The 13,766-nt window shown below is 70.9% G+C and carries 11 protein-coding genes; 8 read left to right on the forward strand and 3 right to left on the reverse strand.

Annotated elements, in window-relative coordinates; translation table 11 throughout:
- Positions 1–3,576: hypothetical protein (locus tag ACWDSL_RS46610; RefSeq protein WP_450494957.1), on the forward strand; the 3,576-nt coding region annotated here is incomplete at its 5' end.
- Positions 3,577–3,598: 22 nt separating this feature from the next.
- Positions 3,599–6,181 (forward strand): family 78 glycoside hydrolase catalytic domain, encoded by a 2,583-nt coding sequence (locus tag ACWDSL_RS46615; protein ID WP_450494959.1) that lies wholly within the window; start codon positions 3,599–3,601, stop codon positions 6,179–6,181.
- Here ACWDSL_RS46615 and ACWDSL_RS46620 read toward each other — a convergent pair.
- Positions 6,171–7,010, reverse strand: coding sequence for a DeoR/GlpR family DNA-binding transcription regulator (locus tag ACWDSL_RS46620; RefSeq protein WP_450494960.1), 840 nt, complete (start codon positions 7,008–7,010; stop codon positions 6,171–6,173). The two genes, ACWDSL_RS46615 and ACWDSL_RS46620, sit on opposite strands and share 11 nt — an antisense overlap.
- 192 nt (positions 7,011–7,202) lie before the next feature.
- Between ACWDSL_RS46620 and ACWDSL_RS46625 the strand changes: the two genes are divergently transcribed.
- Entirely contained in the window at positions 7,203–7,988 is a 786-nt protein-coding gene (locus tag ACWDSL_RS46625; protein WP_450494962.1) for an HpcH/HpaI aldolase family protein, read from the forward strand.
- Positions 7,989–8,116: 128 nt separating this feature from the next.
- On the opposite strand, the gene ACWDSL_RS46630 is transcribed toward ACWDSL_RS46625, so the two are convergent.
- Together ACWDSL_RS46630 and ACWDSL_RS46635 are read right to left on the reverse strand one after the other, a co-directional pair.
- Positions 8,117–8,893, reverse strand: coding sequence for an SAM-dependent methyltransferase (locus tag ACWDSL_RS46630; RefSeq protein WP_450494964.1), 777 nt, complete (start codon positions 8,891–8,893; stop codon positions 8,117–8,119).
- Between the two features lie 855 nt (positions 8,894–9,748).
- A complete protein-coding gene (locus ACWDSL_RS46635) occupies positions 9,749–10,300 on the reverse strand; it encodes a flavoprotein (protein WP_450494965.1) in 552 nt (183 codons plus the stop codon).
- 133 nt (positions 10,301–10,433) lie between these two features.
- On the opposite strand from ACWDSL_RS46635, the gene ACWDSL_RS46640 reads away from it, so the two are divergent.
- The 5 genes from ACWDSL_RS46640 to ACWDSL_RS46660 all read left to right on the forward strand — a co-directional run bounded on the left by ACWDSL_RS46640 (position 10,434) and on the right by ACWDSL_RS46660 (position 13,653).
- The gene (locus ACWDSL_RS46640) at positions 10,434–11,606 is read left to right on the forward strand and encodes a helix-turn-helix domain-containing protein (protein ID WP_450494967.1); all 1,173 of its coding nucleotides are present in this window, start codon (positions 10,434–10,436) and stop codon (positions 11,604–11,606) included.
- Positions 11,607–12,071: 465 nt separating this feature from the next.
- Complete coding sequence (locus ACWDSL_RS46645; protein ID WP_450494969.1) at positions 12,072–12,305, forward strand: hypothetical protein; 234 nt, start codon at positions 12,072–12,074, stop codon at positions 12,303–12,305.
- Positions 12,305–12,433: a hypothetical protein gene (locus tag ACWDSL_RS46650; RefSeq protein WP_450494970.1), complete on the forward strand. Its 129-nt coding sequence runs from the start codon at positions 12,305–12,307 to the stop codon at positions 12,431–12,433. Before ACWDSL_RS46645 ends, ACWDSL_RS46650 begins: the two co-directional genes overlap by 1 nt.
- 170 nt (positions 12,434–12,603) lie before the next feature.
- Positions 12,604–13,068: an NUDIX hydrolase gene (locus ACWDSL_RS46655; protein WP_450494972.1), complete on the forward strand. Its 465-nt coding sequence runs from the start codon at positions 12,604–12,606 to the stop codon at positions 13,066–13,068.
- A 195-nt stretch (positions 13,069–13,263) separates the two neighbouring features.
- A complete protein-coding gene (locus tag ACWDSL_RS46660; RefSeq protein WP_450494974.1) occupies positions 13,264–13,653 on the forward strand; it encodes a RidA family protein in 390 nt (129 codons plus the stop codon).
- Positions 13,654–13,766 lie beyond the last annotated feature (113 nt).

The raw sequence follows: 13,766 nt of genomic DNA on the forward strand, positions 1-13,766 counted from the left end.
GATCGCGTCCTGCTTGCCCGCCGGGGTCGCGCGGTGCCGCTGCGCGGCGGCGCGGCCCGCTGGAGCGGCGGCCCCGCCGAGATCACCCTGGTGCACAGCGGGGTCAGCGGCTTCGACTACTTCGGCGAGGCCGCCTGCGCGGCGCTGCTCGACCGGGTGCACGGCACCCTGGAGCGACACGTCGGAAAGTGGTTCGGCCGCGCCATCGGCGGCTTCTTCCAGGACGAGCTGCCCGCCATGCCCACCTGGGGCCGCGACTTCGCCGCGAGCTTCGCCGAGGTGTACGGCTACGACCTGGTGCCCGAGCTGTGGGCGCTGTGGGCGGGCGAGGACCCGCATGCCGCCGGGGACCCGCACGCCGCGCGGGTGCGCCGCGACTACCAGGAACACCGCGCCCGGCTGGGCCGCCGGGCCTTCTTCGACCCGCAGGAGGCGTTCTTCGCGCGGCACGGCCTGATCTGCGGCTTCGACCAGCCCTCACCGGCCCGCGAGGGGGACCCGGTGGGCGGTGTCCGGGTGTACGGCGACTACCAGGGCACCCACGCCGGATACGGGGCGCCGGGCAGCGACCACTGGGGCGACGCCAAGGCACACAGCTCGATGGCGCACGCGTTCGGTCATCGGCGCACCTGGATCGAGGCGTTCCACTCCTCCGGCTGGGGCGGCACGCTGGAGGAGACGTACGACTGGCTCGCGCCCTTCCTGCGCCGCGGCGCGACCCTGTACGACCCGCACGCCGTCTACTACAGCACCGTCGGCGGCTGGTGGGAGTGGGCGCCGCCGTCCACCTGCTGGCGGCAGCCGTACTGGTCCTCGTACCACGTGTTCGCCACCGCGGTGGCGCGGCTGTGCTCCGTGCTGACCGAGGGCACCCATGTGTGCGACACGGTCCTGCTCTCGCCGACCACGACCGCCCAGGCGTATCTCACCCTGGACGGTCCGCTGGCCCCGGCGACCGAGGCGGGGCGGCTCTATCACGAGCTGAACGGCGTCAACTGCTGGTTCGCCGAGCGCCGCGGGGTGCTGGAGCGCGCGGGTCTCGACCACGACACCTTCGACGAGAACACGCTCGCCGGAGGCGAGGTGACCGCCGACGAGGCGGGCCCCGCCCTGGTCATCGGCCAGGAGCGGTACCGCACCGTGGTGCTGCCCGGGCCGTCGGCCCTGCACGCAGCAGCGGCCCGTACGCTCGTCCGCTTCGCGGCGGCGGGTGGCCGGGTGGTGTGCGTGGAACGGGCGCCCGAACTGTTCCCCGGCGGCCCGGATGACGACGGTGCTGAGGCCGGGCGGCTGTTCGCCGACGCCGTCGCACGGGGTCTGGTCACGGTCGTCGAGAGCGCCGAGCAGGTGCCCGCCGCGGTGGCCCGGGGCCCGGTACGGGTCAGCGCCGACGCGCCGTATCTGCTCCGCCGCCACGGCGACGCCCTGGTCCTCGCCCTGGTCGCACACGACGACCGCAGCGGCACCAAGGCGCCGATCGTCGCCTTCCCCATGGGCGACTGGCCCACGGACGGCTTCTCCTGGGAGCGGTACTGGGAGCAGCTGCGCACCGAGGGCTACGACTTCGTGCCCGCCGACGGCCGTACGGCCCGGGTGCGGCTGGAGGGCCAGGACCGGCCGCGCGCCCAGCGCTGGGACCCGGGCACCGGCGACCGTACGGAACTGGCCGTGACCCGGGCGCCGGACGGGGCCTGGCTCCTAGAGGTGCCGTTCGAGGACGGGGCGGTGGCGCTGGTGGTGCTCGCCGAGGAACTGCCCGCCCCGACCCGCGCCCCCCTCGGCCCGGCCACCGGGACCGTCCCGCTGCCAGGACCCTGGCGCGGGCTCGCCACCTCCACCCTGGACAACAGCGACGGGGACCTGGCGGCCGCGGACCGCACGGGGGTGCTGCCCATCGAGGTGTGGCGGCTGGAACACCTGGAGCCCGGGGCCGAGCGGGGCTGGTCGCCGGTTACCGTCGGCTTCGGTCCGTTCGCCCTGGTCAGGGGCCCGGACTCGGAGGCGTGGCGGCCCGCGGTGTGGTCGCTGTCGCGCGGCATCCAGGACGACCCGCTGCACGATGAGCGGCTGGGACCCAAGGGATATGTCCCCGAGGAGTTCCTGGACTGGCGGACCGTCCCGGCGGGCGGCCGTGTCGCGGTCCGTACGCATCTGACGATCCCCGACCACGACGACCGCGACGGGCACGACGGGCACGCCGGTCTCGACGGGCTGTGGCTCGCGGTGGGCGCGGGCGCGGTCCGCCGGGTGCTGCTCGACGGGGCGGAGCTGCCCGTGGAGGGGGAGGGGTACCGCACCCTCAGCCCGCTGCCGCCGTCCGCCCGCGGCCGTACCGTCCCCCTGGAGATCGAGCTGACGGCCGTCGAGGACGGGCCGGTGCGTGCGTCGTTCGCGGTGGTCGGCGACCCGGACGCGTACCGCCGCCCCGAGTGGATGGAGGCCGGGGACGGCTCGGTCCCCGGCCGCACCCACGAGCTGACGCTGGGGTCCCGGCTGGACCGGATCCCGGACGACCCGGTGGTCCAGGTGGCCGCCGACGGCGCGTGCGCCGTGCTGGTCAACGGCGTCGAGGTGGGCCGCCAGGGCGACTTCGCCCCGTATCCGGGCCACCGCGACATCCGCGTCCACGCATACGACCTCGGCGAGTTGCTGCGCATCGGCGAGAACACCCTCACGCTGCGGGTCACCGACGCGGGCACCACCCCGACCGGGGCGGCCCTCGACTCGGCCCCGGCGGCGCGTGGCGGCCTCGGCTGGATCAGCGGCAGTGGTAGTGACAGCGGGGGCTGGCAGGCGAGCCACGACGGCGCGCCCGTGCCGCTGCGGCTGCGGATCGCCGGCGGTGGCCGCGATCCGCGGTGGATCTGTTCCTGGGCCCGCCCCCACCCGCTGCCCGGCGCCCACTGGCTGGAGCCGGCCGCCGCCCCCGGCGGCGTGGCCCTGCCGCTCGTACCGGACCTGGCGCCCGGGCCCGAGCGCGTGGAGTGGCTGCGCTTCCCGGCCCCGCTCGGTACGACGGCGCTGCGGGTGCCCACCCCGCTGAGCGTCACGGTCCTGGTCGAGGGCCGGGAGTACGCGACGGACGGCGACGGATGGGTACGGCTGCCCGCCCCGCTGGCCGCCGCCACCCCGGTGCTGCTCAAGGTGGTCGCGGTGGACGGCCGCCGGGGCGGCGCGCTGCTCGACGCGGCGATCGAGGCCGAGGTCGCCGAGGCCGAGGTGCCTCTCGCGGCCTGGGAAGAGCTCGGCCTGCGCGCCCTGGGCGGGCGGGTCCGCTACCGCACCACCGCCCGGCTGCCCGCCGCACCGGCCGGGCGCACCGTCCTCGACCTCGGGGAGGTCCGCGGCACCGCCGAGATCCGCGTCAACGGCGCCCCGGTCGGCCGCCGGGTGTGGGGGCCGTGGGCGGTCGAGGTCACCGACGCCCTGAGGGCGGGCGACAACGACATCGAGATCGTCGTGAGCGGCACGCTTGCCGGATATCTCGACGACGCCTCGCCGACCCGCGCGGTCGCGGCGGGCCAGATACGCACGGGCCTGTTCGGCCCGGTCCGACTCGTCCAGTCCGACTCGTAGAGAACAGGGAAAGGAACCAGCGTTGCAGGTCACCACACCGGTCTTCGAACACCATCGGGAACCGCTCGGCATCGGCGAGCCCGAACCCCGGCTGAGCTGGCGCACCGCCACCGACGCCGAGGACTGGCAGCAGACCGCGTACGAGGTGCGGGTGTGCGCCGAGGACGGCACCGAACTCGCCGCGTCCGGGCGGGTGGAGTCCGCGGAGTCCGTGCTCGTTCCCTGGCCAGGACCGGCGCTGCGCTCCCGGCAGCGGGTGGCCGTACGGGTCCGGGTCTGGGGCACCGGCAGCGACGAGCCCTCCGCCTGGTCCGAACCCGCCCACGCCGAGACGGGGCTGCTGCGGCCAGAGGACTGGACGGCCCGCCCCATCACGTCCGGCCGGCCCCAGGCGGACGGCCCGCACCCGGCCGACCTGCTGCGCCGCGAGTTCACCGTCCGCGGCCCGGTGACGGCCGCGCGGCTGTACATCACCGCCTGCGGTGTGTACGAGGCCGAGCTGAACGGCGTACGGGTCGGCGACCACGTACTGGCGCCGGGCTGGACCTCGTACGCCCACCGGTTGCGCTACCAGACCTTCGACGTGACCGACATGCTGCGCGAGGGCGCGAACGCCGTCGGCGCGCTGATGGGGGAGGGCTGGTACGCGGGCCGCATCGGCTTCCACGGCGGGCGGCGCGCGATCGGGGGCGAACAGACCGCGCTGCTGGCCCAGCTGGAGATCCTGTACGCCGACGGAACGCGCGAGACCGTGGCCACCGACTCCGGCTGGCGGGCCGCCACCGGCCCCCTGCTGCGCTCGGAGATCTACGACGGCGAGGTGTACGACGCCCGCCTGGAGCGCGACGGCTGGTCCCGCCCCGGCCATGACACCACCGGCTGGAGCCCGGTCGAGCGGGCCGACCCGCCGGCCGGGGAACTGGTGGCGCCGACCGGTCCGCCGGTCCGGCGCGTCCAGACCCTGGCGCCGACCGAGGTGATCACCACCCCCTCGGGCCGTACCGTCCTGGACTTCGGTCAGAACCTGGTGGGGCGGCTGCGCATCACGGTCAGCGGCCCGGCCGGGCACACCGTCACCCTGCGCCACGCCGAGGTGCTGGAAGGCGGCGAACTGGGGGTGCGGCCGCTGCGCGAGGCCGAGGCCACCGACGTCTACACCCTGCGCGGCGAGGGCACCGAGACCTACGAGCCGCGATTCACCTTCCACGGCTTCCGCTACGCCGAGATCACCGGCTGGCCGGGGGCGCTGGACCCGGCGGACGTACGGGCCGTCGTGCTGCACACCGATATGGAGCGCACCGGCTGGTTCTCCTGCTCCGAGCCGCTGGTGGAGCGGCTGCACGAGAACGTCGTATGGAGCATGCGCGGCAACTTCCTGGACATCCCCACCGACTGCCCGCAGCGCGACGAACGCCTGGGCTGGACCGGCGACATCCAGGTGTTCGCGCCGACCGCCGCCTTCCTCTACGACTGCTCCGGCATGCTCGCCGGCTGGCTGCGCGACCTGTCGGCCGAGCAGCTGGCCCACCCCGAGCAGGTGCCGCCGCTGGTGGTGCCCGACGTCATACCGCCGGAGTTCGAGCCCTTCCCCCGGGCGCAGGCCGTCTGGGCGGATGTCGCGGTGCTGCTGCCGTGGGTGCTCCACCAGCGCTTCGGCGACCTGGGGCTGCTGCGCGACCAGTACCCCAGCATGCGCGCCTGGGTGGAGACCGCCGCCCGGTACGCGCGCGAGGGCGGCGGGCTGTGGCGCGACCACCACCACCTGGGCGACTGGCTCGACCCGACGGCCCCGCCGGACCGCCCGGAAGCCGCCCGTACGGACGGCGATCTGGTGGCGGGTGCCTATCTGGTGCGCTCGGCCGAGGTGCTGGCCGAAACCGCCCGGCTGCTGGGCGAGGCGGACGACGCGGTCCGCTACGACGAGCTGGCGAAGGAGGCGCGGTCGGCCTTCCAGGAGGAGTTCGTGACCCCGGCCGGACGGCTGTCCTCCGACGCCCAGACCGCGTACGCGCTGGCGCTCTGCTTCGCGCTGCTGCCGACCGGGCGCCAGCGGGCGGGGGCCGGGGCGCGGCTGGCCGCGATCGTGCGGGACGCGGACTTCCGGATCGCCACGGGGTTCGCGGGAACCCCGCTGATCTGCGACGCGCTGTGCGCGGCCGGTGAGCCGGAGCTCGCCTACCGGATGCTGCTCGAGCGGGGCTGCCCGTCCTGGCTGTACCCGGTCACCATGGGCGCGACCACCATCTGGGAGCGCTGGGACTCCATGCTCCCGGACGGCACCATCAACCCCGGCGAGATGACCTCCTTCAACCACTACGCGCTCGGCGCCGTCGCCGACTGGCTGCACCGTACGGTCGCCGGTCTTGCCCCGGCCGCCCCCGGCTGGCGGCGGCTGCGCATCGCGCCCGTCCCCGGCGGCGGGCTCGACCACGCCAAGGCCGCCCAGCTGACCCCGTACGGGCGGGCCGAGGCGGGCTGGAGGTATGAGGGAGACCGGCTGGTCGTCGAGGTGCTGGTGCCGCCGAACACCCGGGCCGAGGTCCAGCTGCCGGGCGACGCAGAACCGTTCGAGGTGGGCTCGGGGCGGCACACCTTCAGACGGTGACCACGTCCACCTCGGGCAGCGCCCGGAAGGTCGCGAGCTGGTCATCGGTGGCGCCGCCGTCGGTGACCAGCGTCCAGGGCCCGGTCAGCGGGGCCCAGGCGGTGAAGGGCGACTGACCGAGTTTGCTGCTGTCGGCCAGTATGTACAGCTGTCCGCCGCGCCGGGCCATCAGCTCCTTGAGCGCGGTCTGCTGAAGGCTGGCCTCGCAGATGCCGAGCTTCGCGTCGAGGCCGTCCGCGCCCAGGAACACCTTGTCCGCGGTGAGCCGGGCCAGGGTCAGCTCGGCGAGCGGGCCGACGAAGCCCTGGCTGACGTGGCGCAGCGTCCCGGCGAGCGTGATCAGCTCGATGCCGTCGGCCTCGGCCAGCTCCCGCAGGGCGGTCAGTCCGCTGGTGATGACGGTGAGTTCGGTCCGGCCGCGCAGATGGTGGGCGAGCCGTCCGGTGGTGGTGCCGGCGTCCAGGATGACGGTGTCGCCCCGGGCGATCCGGGCGGCCGCCCAGCGCCCGATGCGGTCCTTCTCGGCCACGGCCAGGCCGCTGCGCTGGCCGAGCGTCGGCTCGGCCGTACGGCCCGCGCTCATCGCGCCGCCGTAGGTGCGGGCGATCGTGCCCTGCTCGGTGAGCAGGGCGAGGTCCCGGCGGATGGTGGAGGGGGTGACCTCCAGGGACCGGGCCAGTTCCTCGACGACGACGGTCCCGTCGGTCTGGATCATGCGGGCGATCAGCGCACGGCGATCCGGGGCCCGCAGCCTTCTGGGATCCTCCGCCCCGGCCGGCGCGGCCGTCGTGCGTGATGTGCGCGAACTTGCCGGACTCATGCGTCTCATCCTCTCCGCGGTACTGGCCGCCGAGATTGGCCGCCGCGACTGGCCGCGATTGGCGGGTTACCTTAGCAGTCTGCGCGTTACGCGCCATTTCTCCTGCGCGAATATCCGGAGTCTTGCGTGTTGCGTGCAGTCATGCGAGCGTTTCGCTCACAACATGCATGAGGTGGGGAGCTGATGAGAGAAGCTGAGAGCATGACGAATTCCCCCGCCGATTCCCCCGCCGACTTCGCGGCCCGGCTGCGCGCCCGTCGGCGGATCCTCGGCTACTGGGTCGTCCTCGACAACCCGGTCGGCACCGAACGCCTGGCCGGGCTCGGCTACGACTACGTCTGCGTGGACGCCCAGCACGGCCTCCTCGACTACAAGGGCACCCTCGGCGCGATGACCGCCATCGACGCGCGCGGCATCAGTGCCGGTATGGTCCGGGTCCCGGCCAACGACGGCTTCTGGATCGGCCAGGCCCTCGACGCCGGTGCACGCGGCGTGATCGTCCCCCTGGTCAACACTGCCGAGGAGGCGGCCGCCGCCGTCAGCGCCTGCCGCTATCCGCCGCACGGCGTCCGGAGCTACGGCCCGATGCGCTCGGGGCTGCGGGTGGGCCCGACCCCGGCCGAGGCGAACGAGCAGGTCGCCTGCATCGTGATGATCGAGACCGCCCAGGCGCTCGGCAACACCGAGGAGATCTGCGCGACCAAGGGGCTCGACGGCGTCTACATCGGCCCCTCCGATCTGACCATCGCCCTCGGCGGGCGCACCTCCACCGACACCTCGGTCAGTGAGAAGTTCGAGGCGGCGCTCGCGAAGGTGGCCGAGGCCGCGAAGTCGGCGGGCATCGCGGCCGGGATCCACTGCCCGAACGGCGTCACGGCCGCCAAGCGGCTCGCCCAGGGCTTCACCTTCGCCACGGTCAGCAGCGACCTGGCCCACCTGGAACAGGCCGCGGCCGGCCACCTCCGCGACGCCCGCGCCCGCGACTGACCGCCACCGCACTCCGCCCCCGCGCAGGGGGGGGCGCTGGTGTCTGGAATGCCGACGGCCCGATCTGGTCGGCACCGGCCTGATTACGGACGGCCGACCACCATGCCGGGAGCTGGGCTTCTCATCCCTCAGCTCACGGGAACGAGGGTCAGGTAGGCCTGGCCCATGACACCGCGATAGCCCCGCAGCCACATGTTGCGGTGACGATCGACACGGTCAAGGGTCTCCTTCGCCAAAGGGTGATCGGGGTGTGCGGCGAGCCATTCCTCAACGTCGGACTGGTAAGCGGACTCGAAGTCTTCCCATTCGTCGTTGCTCGCGGTCTCGATCCACGCGGGCCGAAAGCCCGCGGCGATGGCGAGATCGACGAGGCCGGCGAGGTCGTGGTACTCAGAGGGGGAGGCGTCCGGCCACATGTCCGACAACTCCCTCGATGTGGGCGGGCGTTGCCAGAATCCCTCGCCGAGAACGACCCGGCCGCCCGGGGTGACCAGGCGGCGGAGGGCGTTCAGGGCGGCTGCGGTGTGCTCGGGTGGCCGGGCATCACTGATGGCATGGCTGGCACCCAAGCAGAGAACGAGGTCGGCGGGGCCTTGCGCGGTGTCGACGGCGGACTCCTGGACGAAGCGAACGCGCTCGGCCAACCCGCGGGCCTCGGCATTGGCCCGCCCGCGGGCAAGGTCGTCCTCATTGAGGTCGATACCGACGCCGGTCGCGGCGGGCGTCACTTCAAGGAGGCGGAGCATGAACTCTCCCCAGCCACAGCCGATGTCCAGCACGGACATCGGCACAGTCGGGGTGGCTTGAGCGGACAGCCGGCGGATCATCCTGGCGGCCCGGTCCTCGGAGAGAGGGCTGTGGAACGTGAGCCGGGTCAGCCGCGGCGGGGAGGTGGTGTCGTCCATGAGGCCGAACAGTAGTGAAGGCTCGCTTGTCAGCGGCACCGGATTTCCATGTGGGGGTGCAGGGCCAGCGGTTGACGGCTGCCTCGCCCATACCGACCCGATCACGGACAGTCGACCGACATCACGAGTTGAACTTCAGTAGGTGGTCGTACGACCCCGGCCGTACCTCATTCCCTCGTAGGCGCGGTCCGGGGCACCACCCCCTGACCACGGTGAGACGGCATGACGATGACGAAGGGAGATGGGGTGGCTGGTCCGTTGTCCCGGTTCCTTGACCCGGTGGGTGATTGAGGTCAAGACGGGCTCCGCTGCGCTCCGCCGCGACTGCTGCCGCGCGGTGGCGAGCCGGTCGGTCCAAGCGGTGCGCTGAGCCGGGGCCTGGGAGCGCTACGAACGGGTCAACGCACTGGACGGCATGGTTCGGTTGCCGAGGGCAGGTATCGTCTCGCGCCTTTGACGCAAAGCGGCCGTCAGCGGGAAGGGGGAGGGACGCCGGAGGTATCGTCGCCATCCTGCTCAGGGGGCCATCACCGGCTGGCGGGCGGTGGGATGGTGGATGGTCGCCCCGAAGCGGTAGACGCCGGTCCGGTTTGGGGCCTCCCTCTCACCCCTCTCTCAAAAAAGTGCTTGCTCTGCATCAAGCAATACCCTGACGAATGCAGTTTCTTTGTCCTGCTGTGACCTGGGAGTTCACCCGGAACCTTGAGGCTTCGCGTGGCTATCCCTGGCTCGTCAGGGCAACAACACCCCCGGCCCGCCATGCGGCCGGAGGCGTTGACGATCACCCCTCACACCCACGCGAGGGACCGTGTGAAGTCAGTGGTCCAACAGTCCTTGCATGCCTGGTCAGAGCAGTCAGGCACACCCGCTGAGGGCTGCCGCTGCCGCGTTCAGCGCCAGATGCCACGGGTAACCTTCCGGTCGGCCTTTGCCGGGCTCGTTGGGTACGAATCCGCCCTCGCCATAAAGCACGCGTACGCCCATGGCGCGCAGCGTGGCAATGCTGGTGTCGAACTGTGTGTGCTGTACGTAGGCGGCGTTGACGCACGGCATGGTCACGGTGGGGATGCCTTTGCCGATGGCCTCGGCCACGAAGCCGACGATGAACTTGTCGGTGATCCCCAGTGCCCATTGGTTGATCGTGTTGAAGGTGGCTGGTGCCACGACGGCGACGTCTGCGGGGGGCCAGACGTCCGGCTGTCGGGGGAGCTTGTACTGGCTGCGTACCGGGTATCCGGTCAGTTCCTCCAACGTGGGCAGTTCGTCGTCAAGCCAGCGTGCGGCCGTGGGGGTCAACCCGAGGCAGACATCCCAGTCGGCGGCCTGTGCTTGCTCGATGACGCCAGCGATGTTCAGCACGGGCGGGGCGGCGCTGCCCAACAGGTACAAGACGGGGTTCGCTGTCATGGCGGCAGTTCACCGCGTCGCACCCCTCACCCGCAAACCCTGCTCGATCGGGGCTGAGATCGCCGTTCACCGTTGCCCGCCGTGGCCGGGCGGGTAGCGTTTCCGTTGAGTGAGTCACGAAAGGGAGGCATGCATGCCGCTCCCCGGCGACGAACACACGGGCACTCGGATTGCGCATCATCGGAAACGGGCTGGGCTGACTCAGCGCGGGCTGGCTCAGAGGGTTCCCTATTCCTACAGCCTGCTCACCCAGGTTGAGTCCGGGCACAAGCCAGCCAGCCCTGACCTGGCAAAGGCTCTGAGCATCGACGTCACGGCGCTGACTGGTCAGCCCTATGTGACCGAGCTCCAGCAAGACCGGTTGGCCGCGCTGGTCCGGCCGATCCGTGAAGCCCTCGACCTCTACGACCTGGGGGCCGATCCTGCGGTCACCCCTCGGCCCACCCCACAACTCGTCGCTGCTGCTGAGGCGCTGTGTCAGCTGGTCCGGGCTACGAAGCTCCATGATGCTGCTGTCGATCTTCCCGACACGATCGCGGAGATCACCACAGCCGCGTATCGGTCTCCGTCGTCGGTGTTGTGGGCCGCACTGTCAAGTACCTACCGTACGGCGCATGACCTGGCCGTGAAGCTGGGCTACTACGACTTGTCGACGGTGGCTCTGGATCGTATGGACTGGGCTGCGTCCCGGGCTTCCGATCCGCTGCTGTCGGCGGTGCGTCAGTACATGCGGGCTCTTGTCTACTTCCGGGAGGGCGAGTACACCATCGGACAGAGGTTGGTCGCTTCCGGGCATGGGCTGCTGGATCAATCCCCTGAGACGCGGGAGAGGCAGGCCGTTGCCGGGCAACTTCATCTCGGGGCAAGCGTCATCGCTGCCCGTGCTGAGGATGCAGACGCGGTGACGGCCCACCTCGCAGAGGCCAAGTCCTTGGCGGATCGGGTGGGTGAGGCCACGGAGGTGCATTGGCTGTCTTTCGGTCCCACAAACGTAAGGCTGCACGCGGTGTCCGCTCATGTCGAGATGCGTCACTACGGCGAAGCCCTCCAAGCGGCGGCGAAGGTACGGATACCGAAGGGCTGGCCTGCATCCCGCGCCGCTCACTTCTATGTGGATCGAGCACGAGCACAGATGGAGGCGGGGCGCACCGAGGCGGCCTTGAAGTCCATCGTCATCGCGCGCAAGCTGGCTCCGCAGCAGACGCGCTATCACTCAGGCGCACGCGAGACCATTAGGAGCCTGATCCACCTGTCCCGGCGTACCCCGGACACCCTCGATCATCTGGCTGCCTGGGTGGGCCTCTAGCCCTTTCACCGCAGTTGCCCCCGGCTTTCACTCAGGTGTGAAAGTTGGGGGCTTCGCATGTCACCAGCATGAATACTCAGCCGGTTTTCACCCGCCACAAGACCCCGGCGACGCGGGCATTGCGCCCCGGGGCGTGGCCAACCTGAGGAAGCAGGTCGACATGCGGGACTGTATCGCCAGAACCTTCGAATGGCTGCTTCGGCTGTTATTCCCCGCCCCGGGCCGACACCGCGCGCCCCATGCGGACGCTGCGATGCCCAGCCAGGACACACCGACGCGGAGTCTCCCCCGTGGGCCGCGAGTCTCCGTGCGGGCACCGTTGAACGGTGAGGACGTCGGGCTTGTCCGGCCGTACGTTGCGGCGCATGAGCGGCGGGTAGAGCTGCGGCGTCAAGGCTACCGTCGCGCGTTGCTGGTGTGCGCGCACCATGACTTGGCGGTGATCAAGTGAGTGGCCACCGGCCCGTGGGTGTGCCGCGCAGCTTCAAGCTGTCCGGTGACGTGCGGTTGCTTGACGACCAGTTCGTCATCCCGGTTCAGGTCTTCCGGAACGGCGTCTACGAATCGACGGACCTTGCGGCGTTGACCGTTGATGACGCCTCGGTGCTGAACGCTCAGCTCACACGGCTCTTGGACGAGAGGGCCTGCCTGGGGCCACGAAGGCGGAAAGATCCGAACAGTCCTTGGAGCCGGTTCTGATGGCCGATGCGCAGGAAGCGCAGCAGAGCGGTGGCCAGGACAGGAAAGACCCGGACGCGAAGCGCAAAGAGCTGGAAGCGGCCTTGCGCAAGCTGAACAAGTGGTCGTCGGGCGGTGGCAGGCGATGAGGTCGCTACTGCCCTAGAGACGGGGCGGGGGCTGCTGTCCAAGGGAAGGACTGCGCGTCGGCCAACTGACCTGATGTAGAAGCAGAGTTGACTGCCGTCAGTGCCACCGGCGCGTGTCAGCTCGTTACACCTGGCACCAACACCTCATTCGCCCGGAAGGAACACCACTGATGGCCGGTACGCGCATGAAGTTCTGCATCGACCTTCACCTCGTCCTCCGCGACCAGCGGGGCCGCATCCTGCTCGGCCGACGCAAGAACACCGGATACATGGACGGCGCCTGGCACCTGATGGCCGGGCATTGCGAGGACGAACCCGCCACCCTCGGTGCCGCCCGCGAGGGCCTTGAGGAAGGCGGCATCGCCATCGCCCCCGAGCACCTGAAGCTGGTGCACGTCATGCATCACTACACCAACGAACCTCGCTTGGCCCTGTTCTTCGAGGCCACCGAGTGGGAGGGCGAGATCACCAACCAGGAGCCGGACAAGTGCGCCGGCTGGCGATGGTTCGACACCGATGCCCCGCCCAGCGACCGGACCGACTCCGCCGACATGATCCCGTACGCAGCCGAAGCCCTTGAGTACATCGCCAAGAGCCGGATGTACTCCGAACGGGGTTGGGAGGCAGCCAGTTGAGCCGCCGCACAGGCGCAGACACGCGCACGCGGCCACGCCGTGAGGCACCAGCTGACGGCCGCAGGCGTCCACCACACCCCTGGTAGCCACGTCCCCACCCAGACACCGATTTCGGGGCGCTCCGTATTGAGGGATATCAGCTCATACCCATGGTCGTATTAGACGTATCGGCGCTGGTCACCTAGCGTGCGGGGCATGACGGAGCGACGCGCGATCCTCAGCGGATCGACCTTCGAGGAGCAGATCGGCTATGCCCGCGCCGTGGTCGACGGCGACTGGGTGCATGTGTCCGGGACGACCGGATTCGACTACACCACGATGACCATCTCCGACGATGTGGTGCTCCAGGCCGAGCAGTGTCTGCGCAATATCGAGGCGGCGCTGACCGAAGCCGGGTGCACCTTCGCCGATGTGGTGCGGGTGCGCTATCTGCTGCCCGACCGGGCCGACTTCGAGCCCTGCTGGCCGGTTCTGCGCGGCCGCTTCGGCGAGGTCCGGCCGGCCGCCACGATGCTCATGTGCGGGCTGGCCGACCCTCGTATGAAGATCGAGATCGAGGTGTACGCGCGGCGCACGACCACATAAATGGCAGATGCCTGATTTGCGGTGAGTATGGGACAGCGACACGCCGACACCACGGCGTGTCGCTGTCCCATACTCACCACAAAAAAAGGAACGGGCACCCAAACCCCCCCAGC

Source organism: Streptomyces sp. NPDC000941 (genome assembly GCF_053599555.1).

Excerpts from the sequence above, each read along its gene's own strand:
- ACWDSL_RS46620 (WP_450494960.1), bottom strand. The coding sequence starts at position 7,010 with ATGAGACGCATGAGTCCGGCAAGTTCGCGCACATCACGCACGACGGCC.
- ACWDSL_RS46625 (WP_450494962.1), top strand. The coding sequence starts at position 7,203 with ATGACGAATTCCCCCGCCGATTCCCCCGCCGACTTCGCGGCCCGGCTG.
- ACWDSL_RS46630 (WP_450494964.1), bottom strand. The coding sequence starts at position 8,893 with ATGGACGACACCACCTCCCCGCCGCGGCTGACCCGGCTCACGTTCCAC.
- ACWDSL_RS46635 (WP_450494965.1), bottom strand. The coding sequence starts at position 10,300 with ATGACAGCGAACCCCGTCTTGTACCTGTTGGGCAGCGCCGCCCCGCCC.
- ACWDSL_RS46640 (WP_450494967.1), top strand. The coding sequence starts at position 10,434 with ATGCCGCTCCCCGGCGACGAACACACGGGCACTCGGATTGCGCATCAT.
- ACWDSL_RS46650 (WP_450494970.1), top strand. The coding sequence starts at position 12,305 with ATGGCCGATGCGCAGGAAGCGCAGCAGAGCGGTGGCCAGGACAGGAAA.
- ACWDSL_RS46655 (WP_450494972.1), top strand. The coding sequence starts at position 12,604 with ATGGCCGGTACGCGCATGAAGTTCTGCATCGACCTTCACCTCGTCCTC.
- ACWDSL_RS46660 (WP_450494974.1), top strand. The coding sequence starts at position 13,264 with ATGACGGAGCGACGCGCGATCCTCAGCGGATCGACCTTCGAGGAGCAG.